The sequence below is a fragment of the Paenibacillus favisporus genome (genome assembly GCF_040545415.1).
Lineage (GTDB): Bacteria > Bacillota > Bacilli > Paenibacillales > Paenibacillaceae > Paenibacillus_AQ > Paenibacillus_AQ favisporus.
This window is the reverse complement of record NZ_JBEPLV010000002.1, coordinates 1-25645: the sequence shown is the minus strand read 5'-3', so window position 1 is coordinate 25645 and position 25645 is coordinate 1. Positions and strand designations below refer to the sequence as shown.

General features: G+C 56.4%; 16 protein-coding genes and 1 other annotated feature. Of the genes, 7 read left to right on the top strand and 9 right to left on the bottom strand.

Annotation, left to right across the window (positions count from 1 at the left end; all coding sequences use genetic code 11):
* Window positions 1–15 precede the first annotated feature (15 nt).
* Window positions 16–369, top strand: a complete 354-nt coding sequence (locus ABID47_RS08185; RefSeq protein ID WP_076170692.1) for a phage holin family protein — start codon at window positions 16–18, stop codon at window positions 367–369.
* Window positions 370–419: 50 nt separating this feature from the next.
* Here the strand turns inward: ABID47_RS08185 and ABID47_RS08180 are convergent, their stop codons facing one another.
* A complete protein-coding gene (locus tag ABID47_RS08180) occupies window positions 420–1535 on the bottom strand; it encodes a GGDEF domain-containing protein (protein WP_076170694.1) in 1116 nt (371 codons plus the stop codon).
* A 253-nt stretch (window positions 1536–1788) separates the two neighbouring features.
* Here ABID47_RS08180 and ABID47_RS08175 point away from each other — a divergent pair, with 253 nt between their 5' ends.
* The gene (locus ABID47_RS08175; RefSeq protein ID WP_076170696.1) at window positions 1789–2175 is read left to right on the top strand and encodes a cupredoxin domain-containing protein; all 387 of its coding nucleotides are present in this window, start codon (window positions 1789–1791) and stop codon (window positions 2173–2175) included.
* Between the two features lie 130 nt (window positions 2176–2305).
* On the opposite strand, the gene zapA is transcribed toward ABID47_RS08175, so the two are convergent.
* From zapA to abc-f, 4 genes are all read right to left on the bottom strand, one after another.
* A complete protein-coding gene (gene zapA / locus ABID47_RS08170) occupies window positions 2306–5947 on the bottom strand; it encodes a cell division protein ZapA (protein WP_354495814.1) in 3642 nt (1213 codons plus the stop codon).
* Between the two features lie 114 nt (window positions 5948–6061).
* Entirely contained in the window at window positions 6062–8512 is a 2451-nt protein-coding gene (gene pheT / locus ABID47_RS08165) for a phenylalanine--tRNA ligase subunit beta (protein ID WP_354495812.1), read from the bottom strand.
* Between the two features lie 41 nt (window positions 8513–8553).
* The gene (gene pheS / locus ABID47_RS08160; protein ID WP_354495810.1) at window positions 8554–9588 is read right to left on the bottom strand and encodes a phenylalanine--tRNA ligase subunit alpha; all 1035 of its coding nucleotides are present in this window, start codon (window positions 9586–9588) and stop codon (window positions 8554–8556) included.
* A 150-nt stretch (window positions 9589–9738) separates the two neighbouring features.
* Window positions 9739–10028: a binding site (T-box leader), on the bottom strand.
* A 189-nt stretch (window positions 10029–10217) separates the two neighbouring features.
* Window positions 10218–12059, bottom strand: coding sequence for a ribosomal protection-like ABC-F family protein (abc-f, locus tag ABID47_RS08155; RefSeq protein WP_354495808.1), 1842 nt, complete (start codon window positions 12057–12059; stop codon window positions 10218–10220).
* A gap of 601 nt (window positions 12060–12660) precedes the next feature.
* On the opposite strand from abc-f, the gene ABID47_RS08150 reads away from it, so the two are divergent.
* The 3 genes from ABID47_RS08150 to ABID47_RS08140 are packed head-to-tail and all read left to right on the top strand — an operon-like array spanning window position 12661 to window position 15060.
* Entirely contained in the window at window positions 12661–13113 is a 453-nt protein-coding gene (locus ABID47_RS08150) for a hypothetical protein (protein ID WP_354495806.1), read from the top strand.
* A 46-nt stretch (window positions 13114–13159) separates the two neighbouring features.
* Window positions 13160–14380 carry a sensor histidine kinase gene (locus ABID47_RS08145; protein ID WP_354495804.1) on the top strand — a complete coding sequence of 407 codons (1221 nt, stop codon included), beginning with the start codon at window positions 13160–13162 and terminating at the stop codon, window positions 14378–14380.
* Window positions 14381–14388: 8 nt separating this feature from the next.
* The gene (locus ABID47_RS08140; RefSeq protein ID WP_145136298.1) at window positions 14389–15060 is read left to right on the top strand and encodes a response regulator; all 672 of its coding nucleotides are present in this window, start codon (window positions 14389–14391) and stop codon (window positions 15058–15060) included.
* A 93-nt stretch (window positions 15061–15153) separates the two neighbouring features.
* Here ABID47_RS08140 and ABID47_RS08135 read toward each other — a convergent pair whose 3' ends face one another.
* From ABID47_RS08135 to xylA, 4 genes are all read right to left on the bottom strand, one after another.
* Entirely contained in the window at window positions 15154–17187 is a 2034-nt protein-coding gene (locus ABID47_RS08135; protein ID WP_354495801.1) for a beta-galactosidase, read from the bottom strand.
* Between the two features lie 218 nt (window positions 17188–17405).
* On the bottom strand, window positions 17406–19814 hold the full coding sequence (locus tag ABID47_RS08130; RefSeq protein WP_354495799.1) for a glycoside hydrolase family 95 protein: 2409 nt from the start codon (window positions 19812–19814) through the stop codon (window positions 17406–17408).
* Between the two features lie 493 nt (window positions 19815–20307).
* The gene (xylB, locus tag ABID47_RS08125; RefSeq protein ID WP_354495797.1) at window positions 20308–21804 is read right to left on the bottom strand and encodes a xylulokinase; all 1497 of its coding nucleotides are present in this window, start codon (window positions 21802–21804) and stop codon (window positions 20308–20310) included.
* Between the two features lie 173 nt (window positions 21805–21977).
* On the bottom strand, window positions 21978–23294 hold the full coding sequence (gene xylA, locus ABID47_RS08120; RefSeq protein ID WP_076170725.1) for a xylose isomerase: 1317 nt from the start codon (window positions 23292–23294) through the stop codon (window positions 21978–21980).
* A gap of 188 nt (window positions 23295–23482) precedes the next feature.
* Between xylA and ABID47_RS08115 the strand changes: the two genes are divergently transcribed.
* Together ABID47_RS08115 and ABID47_RS08110 are read left to right on the top strand one after the other, a co-directional pair.
* A complete protein-coding gene (locus ABID47_RS08115; protein WP_354495795.1) occupies window positions 23483–24646 on the top strand; it encodes an ROK family protein in 1164 nt (387 codons plus the stop codon).
* A 227-nt stretch (window positions 24647–24873) separates the two neighbouring features.
* On the top strand, window positions 24874–25098 hold the full coding sequence (locus tag ABID47_RS08110) for a hypothetical protein (RefSeq protein ID WP_354495793.1): 225 nt from the start codon (window positions 24874–24876) through the stop codon (window positions 25096–25098).
* The last annotated feature ends 547 nt before the right edge of the window (window positions 25099–25645 follow it).

The following is a 25645-nucleotide window of genomic DNA, read 5'->3' as shown; positions in this document are numbered from 1 at the left end:
AAGGAGGCCAGTTGCATGCATTTTCTGGGTCATGTCGTTCGCTTTATCGTGTCTGCCATCGTCCTGCTGATCGTAGGCTGGATCGTTCCCCAGTTTTCCGTCGGAGGGTTCTGGAGCGCTCTGCTGCTCGCTTTGGTTATCGCACTGCTGGGGTGGATTATTGAAGGAATCTTCGGCAAAAGGGTTACTCCCTTTGGACGCGGGATCGTCGGTTTCATCGTCAGTGCCCTCGTCATATACATCGCCCAATTTATTGTCAGCGGCGTTGAAGTTACCATCCTTGGCGCCATTCTCGCCGCCCTCGTCATCGGTATTATCGACCTGTTTATCCCGGTATCCGCATTTAATGCCGGAAGGGACAAGCGGTAAACCGTTTCAAGAATGAAAACCCCTGCCTAAGGACAGGGGTCTTTCCTTTTTTATCCGGCATAATCGGCTGCGTCTTCACCTGCGGTCACCACTTTATTTTTTCCCGTCCGTTTGGCCTGGTACAGCGCCATGTCCGCTTTTCGAAATAATGATTCCTTGTCGTCCCCCTGCTGAAAATTGCAAAGTCCGATGCTCACCGTAACCGGCTTCACCGTATGCGGCAGCTCGGTTCGGGCGATCCGTTCGCGCAGCTGCTCAGCCATGCGTTCTGCTTCTTCCAATGTCTTATCCGCCATAATGATGGCAAATTCCTCTCCGCCATAGCGGGCGGCAAAATCATTCGGCGTCATCGTCGACATCACCTTCGAAGCAACCTCTTTCAGCACGACATCGCCCACCCGATGCCCGTAATTATCGTTGACCTTTTTAAAATTATCGATATCGATAATTGCCAGCTGCAGCGGAAGCTGATACTTCTCGCATTGCTCCAGCAGAGCCTCCAGGTATTCGTGAAACGCCTTGTGATTGTATAGCCCGGTCAGTGCATCGATTTTGAGCAGCTTGTCCGATATCGTTCTTTCCACCAGGAGCTGCTGCTCCGACTTCATGACCGATTCCAGATGGCGCATAAATTCCTTGACTCGGACCAAAATCGTATGACCAATCATGATGCTGACAATAAACACGCTTTGGATTTGGATGAATTCCTGAATGGGTTTCTGATAAAGGGAGCGTTCGGTGAGATAGATGAGACAGTACAGGAGGATCGTTAACGAGCCAAAGCCATATAGAAGTTTGCGGTCAAAATAAACGACGGAAATCAGAACGGGCAGAAGGAGCGCCATCTGTGCCCCGTCCACGATCGGCTGAATGATGAAATAGAACAGGTAGGAGAGCAAAAATCCGCAACCGACCACAACCTGTTTTCGGTATTTAGGTTCGAATCGCAGCCAGGTTTGTGCCGCCAGCATGAGCAGCAGGATGCAGCCGTCCGGGATGCCCAGACGCAGCCAGTCCTCCGGCCCGTCCCCGGCGGTCACGGAAGGAATGCAGCCCAGCAGCAGCAGAACCGCCTCAGCCGCGAAAAACATCAGCGTCACGATCCAATAGGCGTTCAATATTTTGCGATGCCATAAATCTTCCAAAATCAACCCCGTGCGATTCATTGGAATGTCATTCCCCTAATCTTCTAAACAAGAATATTTGCGGGCTTCGTACATCGTCAATGCTCATTATATCTTAAATCCAAGATAAGCACTATCTTTTTTCCAGCTGATCCTTTTCCTGGGCGCGGCAAAATCAACGGGTTCTGCGTTCACCAATTTTTCAAATGAGCCTCGCCCAGACATATCCAACTTAAGGTATGATAAGGCATGGAACCATTAAAATGATGAAGGTATACATAAAGGAGGATCACAAGTGAAGAAGACCCTGGCTGTCGTCCTTTCCTGCGTGCTGCTTCTGGTGCTGGCTGCTTGCGGACAATCCAAGAGCGGCGATTCCGCATCGGGCAGCGGAGTCACCGAAACCGGTGTAGCCCCGAGCGAGGAATTAGTGATCAAGGCGACAAACTATGCATTCGATCAAAAAGAATATCATCTCAAAAAGGGCGTACCTGTCAAAATTACGCTTGAAAACGATGAGGGAAACCACGGCGTCCTCATTCCGGGTCTCGAGCTTCAGCTTGACGGTAAAAACAAGTCCGCGGTCGTCACGCCGGAAAAAGCCGGCACGTTCGAAATGGCCTGCTCAGTGTTCTGCGGAGCGGGACATTCCGGCATGATTGCCAAAGTCATTGTGGAATAAAAGTTAGGCAGGCTTGAACCCAAAAGTCAAAATCCCCTCGAAGTATGCTTCAGGATGATGAATGATCCGTCCTGCCGCTTACTCCGAGGGGATTTTCATTTAAGTGTGAAATGTGGGTGGTCTACAGAAGTCAGCTCTGATCCTGTTCGATCAGCTCGATCCACTCGTTATATTCGGTCTGCAGCTTGGAATACTCGTCCTTGAGCAAGCGGTACTCTTCCTCCAGCTTGCCGGTCTTCTCCAGCTGAATTTCATGCTCTGCCTGCAGCAGGCGGTATTGATGCGTCACCAGCTCAAAGCTTTCGCCCACCTGGCGAAGTTCATCCGCGACCGACTCCTTCTCGCTCTGGATCCGGGTAAGCTGCTGCTCGCCGGCAGCGATCTGCTGCTGCCAAGCCTCAAGCTCCTCTTGCAGCTCCAGCTCCCGGCTGCCCCACGCTTCCTGCTGGTCCATCATATCCTTCAGCTTATCCTGATAAGACTGCATGGATTGCTCGGCACTGCGCAGCAATCCGCGCAGCTCGGTCTCCCGGTCGGCTGCTTCATCCAGCTGCAGCGATGCTTCCTCCAGCTTCTTCACCGCGGCCTCTTTCTCCTCCAGCAGAAGCAGGTATTCGATTTCGGTATCCTCCTGGCGGCTCTGCGCTTCCTTCACCTGCCGCTGCAGCTCTTCATACTGCCGCTGCAAGCCCTGATACTGCTGGTTCAAGCTGTTGTACTGTTCTCGCTGGGCTTCGGTTTGGCTCCGCAGCTGTTCATTTTGCTCCTGAACTGCCCGGTTCACCCGCTGCAGTTCTTCGTACTGAGCCTGAACGTCTTTGGCTTGAAGCTCCAGCTCTTCAAACCGTGCTTCAGCTTGCTCTTGCTGCTGGCGCAATGTGCCGTTGTCGCGGGCATATTCCTCGGACTGCAGCCGCAGGCGCCCGATCATTTCCCGGCTGTCCTCCAGCTGCTGCTCCAAATCCGCCAGCTGCTCTGCTCTGGCGTCATGCGCCTGCTGCAGTTCCTGATACAGCTCCTGGTGGTCATCATATTCCATCCTAAGCTCGTGATACTGCTCCTGCCGTTCTTCCAGCCGGAGCTGCAGCGCACGATACTGCTCTTGATGACCTTCGCTCTGCTGCTGCAAGGTTAAATATTGCTCTTCGAGATCTTCCAGCGCCCGGCGGGCCGTCCGATGCTCCGCCTGCTGTTCCTCGAGCTGCTCCTGAACCTCCAGGTACTGATTCTCGAGGTCTTCCAGCGCCTGGCGGGTCGTTTGGTGCTCCTGCCGCTGCTCCTCCAGCTGTCGCTGTACCGCTCGATACTGCTCTTCGCGCTCCTTCAGCGCCTGGGCAGCTGTCTGCTGCTGCTCACGCTGCTCTTCCAGCTCCTGCTGCAGCAATGCGTACTCCTCTTCGCGTTCCTTCAGCACCCGAGCGGCCGTTTGCTGCTGCTCACGCTGCTCTTCCAGCTCCTGCTGCAGCAATGCGTACTCCTCTTCGCGTTCCTTCAGCACCCGAGCGGCCGTTTGCTGCTGCTCACGCTGCTCTTCCAGCTCGTGCTGCAGCGCTGCATACTGATCTTCGCGCTCCTTCAGCGCCCTAGCGGCCGTTTGCTGCTGCTCACGCTGCTCTTCCAGCTCCTGCTGCAGCAATGCGTACTGCTCTTCGCGCTTCTTCAGCGCCCGAGCGGCCGTCTGCTGCTGCTCTCGCTGCTCTTCCAGCTCCTGCTGCAGCAATGCGTACTGCTCCTCGCGTTCCTTCAGCGCCCGAGCGGCCGTTTGCTGCTGCTCACGCTGCTCTTCCAGTTCCTGCTGCAGCGCCGCATTCTGCTCCTGCTGCTCTTCTAGCAGAAGCTGGGCGAGCTCGTATTGCTCTTCATGCTCAGCTACTTGCTTCCGCAGCTCGCCGCACTGCTGCTCGTATTCGCCTGAACGGCTCTGCAGCTCGGTATACCTTGCCTGCTGCTCTTCCCACTGCTCTTTCAGGCCGGCATAACGTTTCCGTTCCTCTTCCGCCAGAAGCTCCAGCTCTGCGTGTACTTCCCGTCTTCTCTCCAGCTCCTGCTGCAGGTTTTGTACGTTCTCCTGCTGCTCCTCCGATTGGATTTCGAGCTCGAGATACAATTCCTGCTGTTCCTCCAATTGAAGCCGAAGGTCCTTGAGCTGCTGAGCATATTGGCTCGACTGCCGCTCTAGGCCTGCAATCTGCTCCTCTTTGGCCTCGATCTGCCGGCCGTAATCCTGCAGATCCTGCTCCCGTCCTTGCAGCGCCTGCTTCAGCGATTCCAGCTCTTGCTCCTTCGCGGCCAGCACCTCCTGCTGGGCTTCCAGCCGCTCCTCCAAACGCTGAAGTTCCTCTCCCTGTTCCGAGGAAGAACGCTCTTGCGCCTGCAGTTTCTGCACCTGGGCTACGAGCTGCTGCTGCTTATCTGCCAGCTCCTGCGCAAGCTGCTGCAGCCGTTCTTCTTTCGCGGCCAGTTCCTGATGGAGCTCTTCACGCTGCTGCTCAGCTTCCTGGCGGAGCTTACTCTCGCCGTCCGCCTGCTCTTTCAGCACGCTCAGCTCGTCATGCAGCGAAGCCATGCCCGTTTCCAGCGTCTCGTTCTGCTCGCCGGCTTCCAGCACCTGCAGCTCCAATTCGCCGATCTCTTCCTTCTGCTTCTCGATCGTGCCTTGAAGGGTTTCGGCTTCGGCCGTAAGCTGGGCGATTTCGCCAGTCATTTTCTTGGAAGCCTCGCTGTAATCCTCAAGCAGCTTCTGCATGCGGCGGTGTTCCTCTTCCGAAGCGGCCGCCTCGTCCTTCAGCTTGCTGATCTGTCCGTTCAGCGCTTCCTCCTGCTCGGTCAAAGCCTGCACTTGCGCCTTGGCCTCCTCCTCGCGCACCAGCACGACTTGATGCTGCTGCCTCAGTCTGGAATAGGCCTCCTTGGCGTTCTTCAGCTCCTGCTCCATGTTCTGCAGCTTCTCCTGAAGCTCACCGCTGCTGCCGCGAAGCTCGGTCAGCTGCTCCTGCAGCTCCTGAATAGAGGCTGCATGCTTCTCTTCGAGCTCCTTGACGGCTCCCTGATGCTTTTGCTCCAGCTCGGTGATCTTCGCGCGGTTGTTCTCCTCCGCCTCTTTCAACGCTCCGACCCGCTTCTGCTCGGCGGATTGCAGCGCTGCCGCATGCTTCCGCTCAAGCTCCAGCACGGCCGCTTTATGCCGTTCCTCCACAGCCTGCTTGTCCTTCTGCATTTGCTCCGCGGCCTGCTTCTCCTTGCGGAGCAAGGATTCCTTCTGTTCCGTCTCCCGCTTCAGCGAAGCGCGGAGCTGATCCAGCTCCTTCGTCAAAGAATTCCGGGTCTGCTCCAGACGCGCCGTAAGCTCGGACTTGGACTGCTCCAGCTCTTTTGCAAGCGCAGCCTTCTCCTGCTCCAGCCGCTTTTGCAGCTCTTCCTTCTCCTTCTTGATCTGCTGCGCTTCTTCCTTCTGCTTGTTGACCTCCGCCAGCTGCTCGTCCCGCTCGGACTGCAGCCTGGTGAGCTCCGAGCGCAGTTCGCTGCGCTCGCCGGTCAGCATCTTCACTTCGTTGCGGAGATCCTGCATCTGCACGGCTTCCTCCGCCATATGAACAGCGGCCAGAACGGCAATCCTAGGGGTGTCCAGCCGGGAATTGCTTTTGGAAATGGCATTCATCCGTTCATCGACATAACTGGCAATCTTTCGCATATAATCGGCACTGCTGCCGACCAGTTTATAAGAAGTCCCGTAGATCTCCACGGAGACGCGTGTACGATCAGGTGTAGTCACAGTTGTGCCCTCCTTCATATGTGTGTTGACTCTAAGATGTCTTGTTCTCTCCAATAAAAAAATCACATCGAATCTCTGTGTCTAAGGATTCGATGTGATTGGATTCAATTCCTGCTATTTTCTTAATTCCGCTTGAAACTTTTGCTCAAGGGCGCTGACGACTCCGGCATGCGCCGCGGTGACTTCCTCATCCGTCAGCGTGCGCTCATTGTGGCGGTAGACGAGCGAAATCGCGACGCTCTTCTTGCCTTCGCCGAGCTTGCTTCCGGTAAACACATCGAATACCTGTACGTTCTGCAGGAGCTCGCCCGCGGCTTCGCGGATCGTCTCAAGCAGGGAGCCCGCTTCCACGGCGCTGTCCACCACGACTGCAATATCCCGCTCCGAAGCCGGGAAGCGCGGAAGCTCCTGATATCGGATATCGAAATCGGCGTGATCGTACAGCGGCTGCAGCAGAATTTCGGCAACGTACACATCGCCGAGTCCGCGCTCCTGCTGCAATTCGGGATGCACCTGACCGAGCGTGCCGATCAGCACCTGCTCTCCGCCGCCATTGATCAGGTAGACGGAAGCCGAACGTCCGGGATGATATCCGGCCGGCTGGTTCGCCACGTACCGGATCGCTCCCTCCAGACCCAAATCTCCGAACAGCGTCTCCAGGGCACCCTTCAGATCGAAGAAATCGACTTTCTCCGGCGCATGGTTCCACTGTTTCTGCCCGCGGCTGCCGCACAGCAGCAAGGACAGCACGTTCAGCTCTTTCGGCTGAACCGTCAGCGTCTCCTCCTGCGAGAAGAACACGTTGCCCACTTCGAACAGCGCCAGATCGTACTGCTTCCGGTTCGCGTTGTGCACCGCGATATCGAGCAGCTGCGGCAGAATGCTCGTACGCAGCACGCTGCGCTCCTCGCTCATCGGCATCGACAGCTTCACCGGCACGCTTCCTTCCGTCAAGGCCGGGAACAGCGCGGCCAGCTCCGGATGGGTGAAGGAGTAGCTGATCACTTCCTGCCATCCGCCATGGGTGAACAGTCTGCGGATTTCGCGGCGGATCGCCTGAGGCTTCGTATAGCCCCCCGGCGTTGTAGGCCCTTCGATCGCCGTCGTCGGGATATTGTCGTATCCGTACAAGCGGGCGATTTCTTCAATCAGGTCGACGTCTTTCGTAATGTCTCCGCGGCGCGTCGGCACCTGCACTTCCAAAATGCCCTGGGCGGTATCCGCAGCGTGGAAATGGAGACGGCCAAAAATCGTCTTCACTTCCAGCATCGACAGCTCCGTTCCAAGGAACCGGTTCAGCTTGTCGAAGGACAGAACAATCACCTTTTCTTCCGCCTGCGCGGCACCGGCTTCGACGATGCCCTTATGAACCGTTCCTGCGCAATAACGGGCGATCAGCGACGCAGCCCGGTTCAGCGCCGGAATGACCGCACCCGGATCGACTTCCTTCTCGAAGCGCTGGCTCGCTTCGGAGCGCAGTCCGAGCTGACGGGACGTCTTGCGGATGGTGCCTCCGTCGAACTTGGCGGATTCGAGCAAAATGTTCACGGTGCTGTCCGTAACCTCGGAATCCAATCCGCCCATGACGCCGGCTAATCCAACCGGCTTCACGCCGTCGGTAATGAGCAGCATGTGAGGCTCCAGCTTGCGTTCCTGGCCGTCCAGCGTCACGAGTGTCTCACCTTCACGAGCCAGGCGAACATCTACGGCCCCGCCTGTCAAGCGGTCCGCATCGAATGCATGCAGCGGCTGACCGTATTCAAGCATGACATAGTTGGTGATGTCCACGATGTTGTTGATCGGACGGACGCCAGCAGCCATGAGGCGATTCTGCATCCACTGCGGCGACGGAGCGATCTTCACGCCCGTAATATAACGCGCGGTGTAATGGCTGCAGTGCTCAGGCGAGCTGATTTTGACCGAGATATGGCTGCTTGCCGCATCAGCTACCTCAACCAGTTCCCTTTCGGGATCAGGCAGCTTGACGTCGCGGCCCAGAATAGCCGCCACTTCGTAAGCCGCTCCGCGCATACTGAGGCAGTCGGAACGGTTCGGCGTCAGGTCAAAGTCGAGTACTTTGTCGTCCAGGCCGAGCACGGAGGTGATCGGCGTTCCGATCTCCGCGTTCTCCTCCAGGACGAGTATGCCTTCCTGCTGCTCCTTCGGCAGCAGCTTGTCGTTCATGCCCAGCTCTTTGGCGGAGCAGATCATGCCTTGAGAAGCGACGCCGCGCAGCTTGGCTTTTTTGATCTCCAGACCGCCGGGCAGCAGAGCGCCAACCAGGGCAACGGGTACTTTTTGTCCGGCATCCACGTTTTTCGCGCCGCAGACGATCTGCAGGTCTTCGCCCTGTCCCGCGTCAACGACGCAGACGTTCAGCTTATCCGCATCGGGATGCTTCTCCTTGCTTTTTACATAACCCACGACGACTTTCGAAATACCGTGATTGCGGTGCTCAACCTCGTCGATCTCGATGCCCGCGCGCGTAATCTGCTCGGCCAGCTCTTCGGCCGTTACATTTTCCAGTGATACATAATCGGATAACCATTCAGTTGATACTTTCACTTGCGTTCCCTTCCTTCTTCCCGTATTCGCTAACCTTACGCTTACATGCGGGCAAACTGCTTCAAGAATGCCACATCGCCGCCATAGAAATGACGGATATCGTCGATTCCGTACTTCAGCATCGCAATCCGGTCCGGCCCCATGCCAAACGCGAAGCCGCTGTGCACTTCCGGATCGTAGCCGCCCTTGCGCAGCACTTCCGGATGCACCATGCCGCAGCCCAGAATTTCCAGCCATCCCGTATGCTTGCACACCCGGCATCCGCTGCCGCCGCATCTGGCACAGGTTACGTCGACCTCCGCGCTCGGCTCTGTGAACGGGAAGAAACTTGGACGAAGGCGGATCTGCGTGTTCGGTCCGAACATTTCGCGGACGAATTGCAGCAGCGTGCCTTTCAAATCGCTCATACGGATGTTTTCGCCGATCACCAGGCCTTCAATTTGGTAGAACTGGAACGAGTGTGTCGCATCGTCGTCGTCTCTGCGGTATACTTTGCCCGGGCAGATGATCTTCACCGGCACCTTGCCCTGCATGCTCTCCATCGTGCGGACCTGCATCGGCGACGTCTGCGTCCTCATCAAGAGCTCCTCGGTAATGTAGAACGTATCCTGCATGTCGCGGGCCGGGTGGTTCTTCGGCAGGTTCAGCGCTTCAAAATTATAATAGTCAGTCTCCACTTCCGGTCCTTCCGCAATGTGGTAGCCCATGCCGATGAAAATCTCCTCGATTTCCTGGATGACTTTGTTGAGCGGATGAGTGCCCCCTTGGGTCATTTTGCGGCCGGGGAGCGTAACGTCCACTTTCTCCGCCTGCAGGCGCTGCTCAGTTTCGGCCTTTTGGAAAGCCTGCTGCTTGGACTCGATCAGTCCTTCGATCGCTCCGCGCACATCATTGGCCACCTGGCCGATCAGCGGGCGTTCCTCCGCGCTAAGCGCGCCCATGCCCCGCAAAATCTCGGTTAGCGCCCCCTTTTTCCCCAGATACTTCACGCGCAAATCGTTCAGCGTCTGTACGTCAGCGACGTCATTCAGCTGCGCGATCGCTTCCTGCCGCAATGCTTCCAGCTTTTCTTTCATGAACTTCCTGCCTCCTTCTTGAAATCGCCAATACATTTTTGACCAACAACGCCCCGCAAAGCAGGGCTTTTGCCCCGGGTGACTGCTCAGGTACTTGGCGGGGATCCTCAGAAAAAATTCCCAAGAAATACAAAAAGGCCTTTTCTCCCGAAAAGGGACGAAAAGACCGTGGTACCACCCTTGTTAGACAAGCGAAAAGCCGTTTGCTACGCACACGCGCACCTCTGGCCAGCTTGATCTCACTCTCATTCGATGTAACGGATCGAAAACCGTTATCCCCTACGCGGAATCCTGTCAGCAAACATGCTGGCACGTGGATTCGTTCAGGGAACTGCTCCGGAGGGAATTTCAGCAGCCTGTTTCTGTAGAGACGCTCTCAATCTCCGGCGTCCCCTCCCTGTAAAGAGGCACTGCTTACTTATCTCCATCAACGCATTTGTCTTGACATATAAATTGGATTGCAACGGCTGATCCATACGGGTCATTCATACACTGGGATCAGTCCGTTGACTATAGTCAATAATTATAGGCAAAAAAAACTGTATTGACAAGTCCGAATCGCCTAAATCTATAGGCGTTCCCCTTCTCAGCATGCCCATTTTTTGCGGAACCAGACTTCATTCCTCAAATTAGAGCTGTTCCAGCTCGCTCCGGAGCCTGCGAATATTCGTAATCCGTGCCGCAGCCTCCTCGTCGCTCCCGCCGTCTTCGTTCAGCAGCCGGGTCAGCTCCCATTCCAGCGCCAGCCGGGCGTTTTCCCGGTCGGTATCCTCCTTCAGTGCTCCGTTATGTCTGGCCAGCTGCTCTTCCTCTTCTTGAACCGTGCCCTCAAACAGATGCGGTTCTTCCGTATGGGAGACGGTCAGCAGCCGGTCCGCGAGCTTGCGGATCAGCATCCGGTCGTGGGACACGACGACCAGAGCACCCGGATATGCGGATAACGCCTCCTCGATCACTTCCCGCGTCGAGATGTCCAAATAGTTCGTCGGCTCATCCAGCACGAGCAGATTGGCCCCGGAGAAATACAGCTGCACGAAAGCCGCGCGGCATTTTTCCCCCATGCTCAAATCCCCGATTCGCTTGAACACGTCCTCCCGCTTGAACAAGAAGCAGCCCAGAAGCGTCCGCGCATGCGTCTCGGTCATCGAAGGCAGGCGGAGCAGGCTGTCCAGCAGCGTCTCCTCTTCGTTCAGCACCTCCAGCTCCTGCGAGAAGTAACCGATCTTCAGGGCCGGATGCTGCCATACCGTTCCTTCGCTTGGCACAAGCTCGCCCATAATCAGCTTGAGCAGGGTTGATTTGCCAGCTCCGTTCGGACCCCGCACGGCCAGCCGGTCGCCGCGGGAGAGGATCAGGCTGAACTTGTCGAACAGCTTCTTCGTTCCGTAGCCGAAGGACAGCTGCTCTAGCCGCACCAGCACACGTGCGGAGAAACCACCCTCGCCCAGCTGCAGGTTGACCTTCGGTCCGCTTTTCGGCTTCTCCACGCTTTCGCTCTCGAGCCGCTCCAGCTCTTTTTGCTTGGCGTGATACCTGGAAATGTTTTTCTTGGCTTTCGCTTTGTAGTAAGGCAGCGCCGCCTTCGTTTCCGTATTTTTGTCCGCCGATTTCTCGGCCTGGTGGAACCATTCCTGGTATTTGCGGATCGATTCCTCCAACGCTTCCCGGGCCTGCTTCTGCTTCTTATAGAGCGCCTCCTGCTCCCGAAGTTCGCGGTCCTTTTCCCGCCGGTAATCGGAGTAGCCGCCCTTATATTTTTTCAGCCCGCTCTCGGTCAATTCGCAGACTCCTGTCACCACCCGGTCCAAAAAGGTCCGGTCATGGGAAACGACAATGACGGTGCCTTCGTAGTGACGGAGCCATTCCTCCAGCCAGTTCATACTCTCCTCGTCCAGATGGTTGGTCGGTTCGTCAAGGAGCAGCACCTCCGGCCTTTTGACCAGTAGTGCCGCCAGCCTGACCCTGGTTTTCTGGCCTCCGCTCAGATCCGCAAAAGGGACCTGCCACAGCTCGGGACCAATGTGGAGCATGGTCAAATGCTTCTCCAGCCCGGTCTCCCAGTCAAAACCGCCGCTGAGCTCATACTGCTCAAGCCGCTGTCCGTATTCCTCCAGGAGATCGGAACCGACTTCGCCCGTCGCCATCGCCTGCTCCAGCTCCTTCAGCCGGCGCTTGATCTGCCACAGCTCGCCGCTTTCGCGCCCCGCCGCATCCAGTGCGGTCAGATGCATCAACTCTTCCGACGTCTGCGTCATATATCCCCACTGCTCCAGCGGGACTCCGCGTTCCACGGTGCCCCGGTCCGGTTCCAGCTGCCCGGTCAGAATCTGCAGCAGCGTCGTCTTCCCCGCGCCGTTGACGCCGAACAGCGCCAGCCTCTCGCCTTCATAGATTTCCAGGTCAATATTTTCAAAAACGGTCTTCCCTTTAAATTCTTTGGCTATATGTTTCGTTTTTACGATATTCAACATTAAGCATCACCCTTTAAAACATAAATTTGAATTTCCGTCGTTTCAGACAAACCAGCCGTTTCAGTCCAGCCCCGGCCACTGATCCATTTCACGAATCAGAAAAGCCGCAGGCAGCATCGCCTACGGCAGGAAATTCGTTATTATTGTCTATGTCAAAAAAGGGTTTACCCGTCCGAAATACCGCCCCGAACATGATGATCCGGGCACGACATTACCCCATGAACACGTCAAAAACGCACAAAAAAAGCATTATCCGTATCCATCGGCGAGGTATCCAGTCTCTGAAAATAGACATAACGATTCTCTTCCCTGCGGCAGGCGCAGAAACTGCATGGTTTCAACATTAAGTTGGTTTGCAGATTAGAGAGATCAGTCATGTTTATCCATCGGCTGTGTGGTTACCTCGTTTTCTTCAGGATGAAATGCTTGCTGCCATTTTAACAAAATTATCGGAAAAAGAAAAGCCCAAACCTGTTCGTCCACAGTCATGTACATCTCCGGATGTACATCGGCCGAAAGAAAATCACCACACGGTTCGATTACGCGGCCGGTCCTCCTTGGTATGCTGGACTCATCACGATAAATGAATGAGGTGCTAGCGATGGATCAATACTCAACTTATATTATTATCATCCTGCTTGTCATTTGGCTTACTGCAAGGGAAAGAACCTTCCGCCCTTCCAGCGTGTGGATCGTCCCCTTGTTATGGGGAGGAATGACCCTTTCGTCCATCCCTTGGACATCGGTTGGTCCGGTTGAAGTCGTGCTGTTCGCCGTGTTTGCCGCTGCCGGTTTGGCAACAGGTATCATCCGGGGTAAAATGGAAAAAATGCGCATGGGAACGGACGGCCAGGTTACCGTGCAGGGTTCCATTGCCAGCATCCTGCTGTTTCTCGCCGTGCTGGTTTTGCGGGTGCTTGCGCAGTCCTGGGGGCAGTCACACGCCTTCTATCACATCGCCAATGCGCTGATGTTCATGCCGCTCGGTTCCATCTGCGCACGCCGGTACGTCATTTACCGGAGATATCAGGCGTTGATGGGACAACGGGCATAAAGAACTGAAACACCGGCGTCAATGTGCCAGCTAAAGGAGACCTGCTATGGAAACAGGCACCGATGAACGAACAATACTGTCTTCCAATCCGGCCAGAAGGGCGCTGCTGAGTTTGCTGATCGTGTATTCCGCGATTCAGAACGGCATGTACGGTGAGCCCCGTGCGTTCGTTCCCGGCGTGCTGTTGACGTTGGCCGCTCTATGCCTGCAATGGCGTTCCCGGTGGTTTACCCGCCGGGGGCCGGCTCCCGCTTTTACCGTGTGTGCCTTGCTTGGTATCTCTTCGATTGGGGTCATCCTGGGGCTTGACGGCAGCTTGTATATTATCGTCTTTTTTCTGCTGGGATGGGTGAGCTACAGGCTGCCGGCATCGTACTCGGCCTCATATACCGTTCTAAATATAGCAGCCGCAGCGTGGATCCTGCTGGATCAGCATCGGACTTTGGAAGCAGTGATGACCCACTGCCTGATTCTCGCGGCGGTCTATCTTCTATTTTTGGCCGGCAGGCTGCGCAGAACGACCCGAACGATGAAAGAAAGGCATCTGCAGGAGCTGACGTCAGCTCATCAGGAGCTGGAGGCGGCTTACCGCAGCCTGCGCCAAGCTCACGAGGAGCTGGAGGAGACTTCCGAGCAGGCGCTGCGCTATGCGGTACTGGAGGAGCGCAGCCGGATCGCAGCCGACATCCATGACAGCATCGGTCACGGCCTGACCTCCGTGATCGTGCAGCTGCAGGCGCTGCCGTATATGATCGAAGCGGCGCCGGACGAAGCCCGCTCAACGCTCAGGCAAGTGACGGATGTGGCCCGCGGATGCCTTCAGGACGTCAGAACGGTCGTCCACGAAATGGGGCTTGTCCGGCCTGGCGAAGGGCAGAAGGAGCTCAGGAAGCTGGCGGACACCTTCAGCGAGCGAAGCGGGATTCCGGTGGCCTTTACCATGGATATCCCCGGCACCATCGCCCCGGAGCAGCTGTACGTCCTTTACCGCATCCTTCAGGAGGCACTGACCAACATGATGCGCCATGCCCAGGCCACCCAAGCTGAGGTCCGGCTTATAGGTAACAAGGAAGGCCTGGTCTTGACCATCCGGGATAACGGCGTGGCGCAAGGTCCAATCCAGCCGGGATTCGGACTGACCACCATGCGGGAGCGATGTGCAAAATCCGGCGGACGCCTGACGGTCACCCCCCTAGCTCCCCATGGCCTGGAGATTACCGCAAGCCTGCCGTTTTCCGCAGCGACACCCAATAACAGAGGGGAATGAATGCTAATATGGACCCAGAACGTATCCGCATCATCATCGCGGATGACCAGCCCCTGATCCGGCACGGCATCGGGTTTATTATTAAGGCACAGCAGGACATGGAATGGTGCGGGGAGGCGGGCGACGGCCGCGAAGCCGTAAACCTTGCGCTCCGAACGCGGCCGCATATCGCCCTCATGGACGTGCAGATGCCCGGCATGAACGGGATCGAGGCGACACGGGAGCTTCGGCGGCAGCTGCCGGAGTGCAAAGTCATCATCCTCACCACCTTCGATCTCGAGGAATACGTGTACGAAGGCATTCGGGCCGGAGCCGTCGGCTATTTGCTAAAGGATGCGGCGCCGGAGGAGCTGCTCCATTCCATTAGGGCGGCGAGCCGCGGCGAAGCCATCTACCGGACGGGAGCCGCGGCCCGGATGATTTCGGAGGCGCTGCGCCAGACGGAATCGTTCCAGGACCGGCAGGACATGCGGCTGTCCCTGCCGGACCCGCTGACCGACCGCGAGCTGGAAGTGCTGCAGGAAATGGCTTACGGCCTGAAAAACGAAGATATCGCCGCCAAGCTCCACATCAGCGAAAGCACAGTCAAAACCCACGTACACCGCGTCCTGCAAAAAATCGGCGCCGAGGACCGCACCCAGGCCGTCGTGCTGGCCATACGCAATCAATGGGTGCAATAAATTGCCCTTACAAAAAAGCAGGCTTTGCCGGGAAGTCCCGCAAAGCCTGCTTGTATTGGAATGGAAACGTATTTTAGCTGCGATACGTTGTCTTTACTCTGCTTCCTCCAGAATCAGGACGCCGCGTCCCGGCACCTCGGCCGCTCCGTCTACGGTTACGCCGCTGAGAAGATCCCGGCGTTTAACGTCCCCCGTGCGAACCGTCGCACTCTCCGCGTTATGGTTCAGCACGAACAGGAACGAGCGTCCTTCTTTTACGCGGCGGGCAACCTCTACGCCGGCCGGAAGCTCCGGCACCAGCGGCTGAACGCCTTTCTCGGCACAGACGGCACCGAGGAATCCTTCCATGAAGTCGCTGTCCGCGCTGGTCGCCACATAGTACGCTTTGCCTTCGCCAAAGCGGTTCACCGTGAGCGCAGGCATGCCTTTGTAGAAGTCCGAGCCATACTCGGCCAGCACTTCCGCGCCTTCGGCATGGATGAGATCAAACAGCATCTCGCATTTATAGCTGCCCGTAAGCTTGCCATACGGCTGCTTCATGACGATTTCATTGTACTGCCCAAGCGGCAGTGCGTCGATTTCCTCCGCCCAGATGCCGAGCAGGTTGCGGAGCTCGCCCGGATATCCGCCGAGGGTCACGAGATCGGTCTCGTTCACGATGCCGCTGAAGAACGTCGTAATAAACGTGCCGCCGGCAGCGGTGTACGCCTCCGACTTTTCAGCAAAGCCCGGCTTGACCATATACATGACCGGCGCGATCACGATGTCGTACTTGCTGAAGTCGGCTTGGGCGCTGATCATGTCCGCCTCAATGCCCTGCTTGAAGAGGGCGTCGTAAAACTTATGCACCTCGCGCACATAATTCAGCTCAACGGTCGGACCGCTTGAGAGCTCCATGGCCCACCGGTTTTCCCAGTCGTACACGATGCCAACCTTAGCTTCCGTCACAGCATCCAGCAGCGTGTCCCCCAGGCGCCCCAGCTCCTCCCCGAGCTGCGCCACCTCACGGAATACCCGCGTATTCTCATGACCGGAATGCTCAATGACGGCACCGTGGAACTTCTCGCAGGCGCCCTTGGAGCGCCGCATTTGGAAGAACATCACCGTATCCGCCCCGCGGGCAACGGCCTGATAGCTCCACAGGCGCATCACGCCGGGACGCTTGAGCGAGTTGTACGCCTGCCAGTTCTGCTGGCTCGGCGTCTGCTCCATCAGCATGAACGGCGCCCCGTGCTTCAGACCGCGCATCAGGTCATGCGTCATGGCGGTTTCACTGACCGGCGTCGTCAGAGACGGATAGTTATCCCACGAGACGATATCCATATGCTTCGCCCAGTCGAAGTAGTTGAGCAGCGGGAACAACCCCATCAGGTTGGTCGTGATCGGCACGTCCTTCGAATGCTCGCGGATCGCTTCCGCCTCAATGTTGTAGCATTCCAACAGACTATCGGACATAAACCGGCGGTAATCCAGGGAAATGCCCTGGAACGCGCTGACGTTGCCTTCGCCCTCCTCGCTCAGCCCGTCCGGAAGCACGATTTCGTCCCAGTCATAGAACGTGTGGCCCCAGAAGCGGGTGTTCCATGCTTCGTTGACGGCATCCAAGCTGCCGTAACGCTTTTGCAGCCAGACGCGAAATTCAGTGGCACAGTTGTCGCAGTAGCAGAAACCGCCATACTCATTGGATACGTGCCAAAGCAGCAGCGCCGGATGATCCTTGTAGCGCTCGGCGAGCTTGCCCGCCATCAATCGGGAGTATTTGCGGTAAGTCGGGCTGTTCGGGCAGGAGTTATGTCTTCCACCGAACTTTCTTTTTCGTCCGTAAAAATCGACACGGGTCACATCCGGATGCCGCTTGGCCATCCAGGCCGGATGCGCCCCGGTACTCGTCGCCAGTACGACGCCAACGCCGTCCTTGTGCAGACGGTCCATCGTTTCGTCGAGCCACCCGAAATCGTAAGTATCCTCGTCAGGCTGGTTTAACGCCCAGGAAAAGACGTTGATCGTCGCCACGTCGATCCCGGCCAGCTTGAACATCCGCTGGTCCTCTTTCCATTCTTCCGGTCCCCACTGTTCAGGGTTATAATCTCCGCCGTACCAAATTTTAGGCAGTTTATCGTTAATCACGTACCCACTTCCTTTCTCTTGTTGAATCGCCGATAGCCCGTAACCTTGGCCCTTGACTTAGCCTGTTACTCTTAGCCAGTAACAAATAAACTGTCTTCACCGGCTTCTTGTACCGTAGAAGGTTTCCCACGGTTTTTTTCGGCCTTCTTCGGTTTTCTTAGGTTATCTTTCCGCTTCCTTCGGCTTCCTTAGCTTTCATTTCAGCCTCAGCCTCAGCTTCAACTCACCGATACCTTTTCCTTATCCCGTGGTGTAATTCGGTATGTTTCGCCTGCTGTCGTAATAAATCCGTCAGCCGGTAGCTCCTGCCCATCTGGTCCCTGCACCCGGTACAGGGAATGGTCCGCGATCCGGCAGGTCCCGCCGTGCGTGGAGGTTACTCCTGCTTCCTTGATCGTTCCGGCGCTCCACTTCATGTCCACCACAAAGCCGCCTCGCGCCCGCAGACCTTTGGCTTCCCCTTCGTTCCAGGCTTCCGGCAGAGCCGGCAGCATCCGGATCTCGCCCTGGTGGCTTTGCAGCAGCGATTCCGCAACGCCGGCCGCATAACCGAAGTTGCCGTCAATCTGAAAAGGCGGGTGGTTGCCGAACAGGTTCGGCAGGCTGGAGTCGCTGAGAATCCGCCGGATGGAGCGATACACGTTAGCCGGCTCTTTAAGCCGCGCGTAAAGGTTAAAGATCCAGGCCGCACTCCAGCCCGTGTGCCCGCTTCCCGCCTCCATCCGCTTCTTCAGCGACAAGGAGGCGGCTTGCATCAGCTCCGGCGTATTCTCGTTTACGGCGTCTCCCGGGTACACTCCGTACAAATGGGATACATGGCGATGCCCCGGCTCATTCTCGCCGAAATCGCGCTCCCATTCCCGCATCCGCCCGTCCGGACCCATGCCGGGATGTGCCAGCCGCTCCCGTTTTGAAGACAGCTCCTGCCGGAAATCCTCATCAATTCCAAGCACTTCAGCTGCATTGATGCAGTGTCCGAACAGCTCGTCAATGAGCGCCATATCCATCGCCGATCCGGCAGCCGTACTGCAAGGCTCTCCCGATTCGGTCAGGAAGACGTTCTCCGGTGAAGTCGAGAGACCCGTCGTCCATCGTCCGTCTGGAAGCTGGACAAGCCAGTCCAGGCAGAACAAGGCGGCTCCTTTCATCAGCGGATACGCCACCTCCTGCAGGTATGCCGCATCCGGCCGGAACGCATACCGTTCCCACAGATGTCTGGACAGCCACACGCCGCCCATCGGCCAGAACGCCCACATGGCCCGCCCATCCGAAGGCGTCGACATCCGCCACAAATCGGTGTTGTGATGAGCCGTCCAGCCTCTTGCACCGTAATGGATCGCCGCGGTCCGGCTGCCGGTGACGCTCAGTTCCCGGATCAGGTCGAAGAGCGGCTCATGGCATTCTCCCAGACCGCATACCTCGGCCGGCCAATAGTTCATTTCGGCATTAATGTTCGTCGTATAATTGCTGTTCCAAGGCGGCTGCTTGTGCGGATTCCAAATGCCCTGCAGGTTCAGCGCCTGCGTACCCGGACGCGAACCGGCAATCATTAAATAGCGTCCATAATGAAACAGCAGCGTTTCGAGGGCCAGATCGACTCCTCCTTGGCGATACAGCTGCAGGCGCTCGTCCGTCGGCATTTCCGCTTCAGCCTGCGGCAGCTGTGGGCTCAGACCCACCTGCAGGTCCACCCGGTCGAACAGCGCGCGGTAATCATCCAAATGCCGCTGTTTCAGGTGCAGATAATCACTGTCCGCCGCGTCGGCATGTTCCCGGCACAAGCGTACCGGATCGATGCCGGATGCGCCCGGCATGACGTCAAAGCCTGCGAAATCGGTCGCCGCAGCCAGCACAAAGGTGACCGTACTCGCTTTTTCGATCCGCAGCCGCCCTTCTTCCGTCTGTACCTCTCCATCGGTCCGCACCGTCAGCACGGCTGCAAACCGGAGTCCCAGTCCTTCTTCGTAGAGAACCGACTGAGGATGATCCCCCAAGTAATTGTCCGCGACATGCGATGGAGCTTGTCCTGTCAGGACCAAAGACGCCGGCTCCGTGCTCACATCGCTGAGATGCGGAGAGGTAAGCCATGCCGACAATTCCGGCAGCTCCGCCTTCCCGGCCGAACCCCCGCCCTCTGCGGGCTCCGCCCGGAAATGGACGACGATAACTTCATCCGGCCGGCTGGCAAAAGCTTCGCGGATGACGCGCACCCCGCCGGTTTGAAAAGAAACCGATGCGACCGCATGCTCCAAATCCAGCTCCCGCTCGTAATCGTTAATTTGATCCATGCGGCCAAACGCAAAATGCAAATCGCCGAGCGGCTGGTAAGATTCCGTGCGCCGTCCTAGCATCCCGGCTTCGATCAGCGCCTCCGCTTCGGCATACCGGCCCTCGGCGACCCATGCCTTGGCCTGCTCCAGATGCCGCAGGGCATTATAATTAACCGTGTCCCGGGGAAATCCGGACCACAGCGTGTCCTCGTTCAATTGAATTTTCTCTTCTTCCGCCCCGCCGAACACCATGCCTCCCAGCCGTCCGTTTCCGATCGGTAGCGCTTCCTCCCACACGGAGGCCGGCTTGCGGTACCACAGCCTTTTATTGACGGCGCGTTTGCTGCTTTGCTCCACGCTTATCTCTCCCTTTATCCGCGATGAACGGTTGTTTCTTCGAGCACCTTGCCGGACCGGCGGCCGAAGCGTGTGCTTTCGTCTATCGACGTACCTTCATAGAAGACAGACCGCTTCTAGAGGAGGTTTTTCTTGCGAGATCAGAAAGCAGAAGCTCCGAAGCTTATACTTTCTGATCTCTTAAGAAAATTACGGGAAGCCCGATGTATTGGATCAGACTTCCCGCCCTATTTGCTTTTCAGCATTTTAAATGAATGATCTTCAAAACGTTATTGGCAGCACAACGCCAAGCCGAACAGAGCCTTACGGTCCGCAGTTTTGGGTATTCCCCGCTATTTTTACCGCCATATAGGCAAGGTACTGATGATCTAACCTTATTCTAAAGTTCTGAAAGCGATTGCAGTACCCCGAAAATTCGATAAAAAATCATGTCTAAATTAGACATTAAGCAGGGCTTTCCGCATCTCATCCGCGCAAGGGAGGCACCGGCTTCCTAGTTCCGGTAAGGAACCAGCTTGCGGTTCAGCTCGCGGGTTTGGCTGTATACTTCCTGATACAGGCTGAACAAGCCGCTGTACAATTCGGCCCGCTCCGCATTCGGCGCGTACGTTTTGGCCGGGCGGATGAACGCCTTGGCACAGTCCGTCAGCGACGGGAACCAGCCGCAGCCGTATGCAGCCAGCATCGCCGCTCCCATAGCCGGGCCCTGCTCGCTTTCTAGCTTGATGATCGTCGCGTTGAAAATATCCGCCTGCATCTGCAGCCACGTTTCGTTCCGCGCACCGCCGCCTATGGCCACGACCTCATGGATCTCTTTGCCGGATTCGCGTACGATGTCGATCGATTCCCGAAGCGAGAACGTAATGCCTTCAAGCACCGCTCTGGCAAAATGGGAAAGCGTGTGGCCGGAGTCCATGCCGATAAAGCTTCCGCGGATATCCGCATCCGGATGCGGGGTTCGTTCCCCGGAAATGTACGGCGTGAACAGCAAGCCGCTGCTGCCCGCAGGAATGGACCCGATGCCTTCAAGCAGCTCATCGAAGCTTTTTTCCTTGGCGAACGTCTCCTTAAACCAGGTCAGGCTGTGACCGGCCGCAAGCGTGACGCCCATAACATAGTACGCGTCCTTTTCGCTGTGATTAAAGAAATGCAGCTTGCCGTCCACCTCCAGTTCCTTGCGGCTTTCAAAAGAGAGGACGACGCCTGATGTGCCGATACTGCACATCGTTTGCCCTTCCTGTAAAATCCCTGCACCGATGGCGCCGCAAGCATTGTCCGCTCCGCCCGCGAAGACCTTGGTCGACGGCAGCAGGCCGGACGCCTCGGCGATGTCAGGCAGCAGCGTGCCCGTTTGATCGAAGGATTCCACGAGCGGAGGACAAAGCGACAGCGGCAGATCAAATGCTGCGGCAATGTCCTGGCTCCACGTTTTGCCCGAGACATCCAGCAGCAGCGTGCCTGCAGCGTCGGAGTAATCCATCGCGTATTCGCCGGTGAGCCGGTATCTTACGTAATCCTTCGGCAGCAGGAACAAGCTGGCTTGGGACAGAATGTCCGGTTCGTTCTCCTGCACCCACAAAATTTTAGGCAGCGTAAAGCCTTCCAGGGCGCGGTTTTTGGCAATACTGAGCAGCTTCGATTCCAGCGTGTTCTCGATCTTGCGGCACTGTGCCGTCGTACGCGTGTCGTTCCACAGAATGGCCGGACGCAGCACCTTGCCTTCCGCATCCACCAGCACGAGGCCGTGCATTTGGCCTGAGAAGCTGAGGCCCTCCACTTCCTGCGGGTCTGCACCCGACTTTTCCATCAGTTTGCGGAGACTGACCAGCGTCTTGTCCACCCAATCCTCCGGATTCTGCTCGCTCCAGCCCGGCTCAGGTCTGCTCAGCGGGTAAGCTTCAGAGTGCTCGTGCACGACTTCTCCTTGGGGATTCACCAGTACCGTCTTGACGGCGCTTGTTCCCAAATCAACACCAATAACGTATTTCATACTTTTTCCTCCTGTATGGATCGAATGGACATCAACGACTAACCAAGGATGTTCCGCATGGAAATCCGGTTCAAAAAAAGGCTGCCCGAAGAAGCTTTCTTCAGGCAACCTTCGTTGCATTTCAAAGAGATTTCATGATCGGTCTTGTAACCAGATGTGACTGACGCTTGCTGCTACTCAGCCAGGATGTACTGGTTCAACTGAGCTTTCAGCAGCTCTTGGCGGCTGGACTCGTTGCGGCGCGGATTTTCATTGTTCAGCGCATACTCGGCCAGGGAAGCCAAGGTGGCTTTGCCAGATACAACGTCTGCGCCGATGCCTTCCTTGAAGCTGGCGTAGCGCTTGTCGATGAAGTCGTCGAACACGCGATCTTCGATCAGCTTAGCGGCTACCTTCAAGCCTTTTGCGTAAGTATCCATACCTGCGATATGCGCCAGGAACAGATCTTCCGGCTCAAACGACTGACGGCGTACTTTGGCGTCGAAGTTAATGCCGCCTTTGCCAAGACCGTCGTTCTTCAGCACTTCATACAGCGTAAGCGTGGAATCGTAAATGTTCAGCGGGAACTCGTCGGTATCCCAGCCGAGCAGCATGTCGCCTTGGTTGGCGTCCAGGGATCCGAGCATACCGTTGATACGGGCTACGCGAAGTTCGTGCTCGAACGTGTGTCCGGCCAGTGTTGCATGGTTAGCTTCTAGGTTCAGCTTGAAGTGCTTGTCGAGATCGTATTTTTGCAGGAACGAAATCGTCGTCGCCGCATCAAAGTCGTACTGATGCTTTGTCGGCTCCTTCGGTTTTGGTTCGATCAGGAACTGAGCGTCAAAGCCGATTTCCTTCGCATAATCCACAGCCATGTGGAACAGGCGGGCCATGTTGTCCATTTCAAGCTTGAGGTCCGTATTCAGCAGGGTTTCATACCCTTCGCGTCCGCCCCAGAATACGTAGTTTTCCGCACCGAGCTGTTTGCCGACTTCGAGGCCTTTTTTGACTTGGGCTGCAGCATGGGCATACACGTCCGCGTTGCAAGTAGAACCGGCACCGTGCATGTAGCGTGGGTTTGTGAACATGTTGGCTGTGTTCCACAGCAGCTTCTTGCCGGAGGTCTTCATGCCTTGGCCGATCAGGTCGACGATGGTGTCGATGTTGCTGTAGAACTCACGCAGGCTGCTTCCTTCCGGTGCGATGTCGATATCGTGGAAGCAGAAGAACTGCAGGTTCATTTTGTCCAAAAATTCAAAAGCGGCTTCCACGCGGGCTTTAGCCTTGTCCATACCGTCGTATTTGTCCCAGCTGCGGACAGCGGTCTCTACGCCGAACGGATCGGAACCACCGGCAGTCAGCGTATGCCAGTAAGCCATCGCAAAGCGAAGATGCTCTTCCATCGTTTTGCCTGCTACCACTTCTTGCGGGTTATAAAATTTGAACGCGTACGGATTGGTCGAACGGCTTCCTTCATAAGCGATCTTCCCAACGTTCTCAAAGTATGCCATGTATAATCCTCCTCAAAATTTGCTTTTCGCAAACGTTTACAGGAACATAGTAACACATCAGACCGACTTTGTATATTGGTTAAACAAAGTTTTTTTAAAAAGTTGATTTCGGGTTGCTTTTTGCCGCGGATGGCTCTAGACTAATTGATTATGTGCTAATGGGATAACTTGAAGGATGTGCGATATACATGAAAGTCACCGGCGACCAGGCTCTGGTCAAAAAAATAAACCGCTCGCTTGTGCTTCACACGATCCGCAAGCATTCCTCCACCCTCTCCAGAGCCCGGGTATCGGAAATGACCGGTCTGAACAAGGCGACCGTCTCCAACTTGGTAGCCGAGCTGTGCGAACAGCAGCTGGTCACCGAGGTCGGGCCGGGCAAGTCCAGCGGTGGGCGTAAGCCGCTGCTGCTGCATTTTAACGCGATGGCCGGCACCGTCATCGGCATTGAGCTGCGGGTGAAGCAGCTGACGGCCGTGTTGTGCGACCTGGGAGGCAACGTACTGGAGGAGCGCGATCATACGCTTGCGCGTCACGATTTGTCTTATGTGCTTGAAGCAATGAAGAAGGTGATCTCGAGTCTTATGGAAGCGGCTCCGGACACGCCATACGGCACCGTCGGGATCGGGGTCGGCGTGCCCGGCATGGTGGATGAGAACGGGATCGTTTTATTTGCTCCCAACCTCGGCTGGGAAATGGTTCATTTGCGCCAGCTGCTGGAGGAAGCCTTTTCGGTGCCCGTCACCATTGATAACGAAGCTAATGCCGGGGCGCAGGGTGAGCTGAACTTCGGCGCGGCAAAGGATGTGCGCCACCTGCTCTATATTAGTGCTGGCTCGGGTATCGGTTCGGGTATTATCATCGGCGGGGAGCTGTACAAGGGTGCACGGGGGTACGCCGGGGAGACGGGCCATATGTGCATCGAAGCCGACGGAAGGCCCTGCACCTGTGGAAGCCGGGGCTGCTGGGAGCTCTACGCCTCGGAGAAAACGTACGATACGGCCGGCACTGCCTTGCCGGCCCACAATACGCCGGAGCTGGTGCGCCTGGCTTCCGAGGGAAACGAGGCTGCCCGGGAACAATTCGCCCAGATGGGCAAATATTTGGGCATCGGCGTAACCAACCTCATCAACAGCTTCAATCCCGAGCTCATCGTGATCGGCGGGGCGCTGTCCGAAGTCAGGGATTGGCTGGCCGGGCCGATGCAGGCGGTCGTCGCGGAGCGGACGCTGCCTTATCATAAGCAGCAGCTCGAGATCACCTTCTCCCGGCTTGGCAGCCGGGGAACGATGATCGGCGCAGGCTTCGCCGCCGTCATGCATTTTCTCGGCCACGCGCGCGTCACGCTGTAACCGAGGCTGTAAAAAAGGCCGGAGATCCATGGATCTCCGGCCTTTTCATCTTTGGTGCGGGGTCATCGCCCGCACGGACGGTAATCGACATCCTGTTCCAACAGCGAACCTTTGGCTCGCCCTCAACTAGAAGTTGACGCGCGTCCTGTAGAAGCATGTAAGAAGCTAATTTTTATAATATCCAGATTACACAAAAGCTCGTAAGATGGTGTCATATGGAGGTGGTGATGTTGAACAACAAAAACATTAAACTCAGGATTGGCTGGATTATTCCAAACGTTTTTATGTACCTTCTTTTTATAGGTGCTGGAACCTTTGTACTTATTAATGCAGATGGTCTAAGAGATATCAATCGACTTGGCATTTGGGTATTCATGCTGATTCTTATACTATTTGCGGCCTTGTTTGGTTCATATCGAATTTGGACTTGGATAAAGCAAGGAAAAATATAGCATAAAAAAGGGAGCCTGCACGGACGGTACTCAACATCCCGATCCAACAGCGAGCCTCCGGCTCGCCCTCAAGGTAGATGTTGACGCGCGTCCTGATTGGACTCCTTCATAGATGCTTGCACGGACGGTCGCACCCACGCGCGTGGGTTCTCTCCCACACAACCGCTCAACAACAAAAAAACGCCTTCCGGCGTTACCTTTTTTTGTTTATGGAGCGGGTGATGGGAATACTCAACATCTCCATCCAACAGCGAGCCTCCGGCTCGCCCTCAAGGTAGATGTTGACGCGCGTCCTGATTGGGCTCCTTCATAGATGCTTGCACGGACGGTCGCACCCACGCGCGTGGGTTCTCTCCCGCACAACCGCTCCAAAATAAAAAAACGCCATCGGCGTTGTTTGTTTTAATTAATATGGAGCGGGTGATGGGAATACTCAACATCCCGATCAACAACGAGCCTCCGGCTCGCCCTCAAGGTAGATGTTGACGCGCGTCCTGATTGGGCTCCTTCATAGATGCTTGCACGGACGGTCGCACCCACGCGCGTG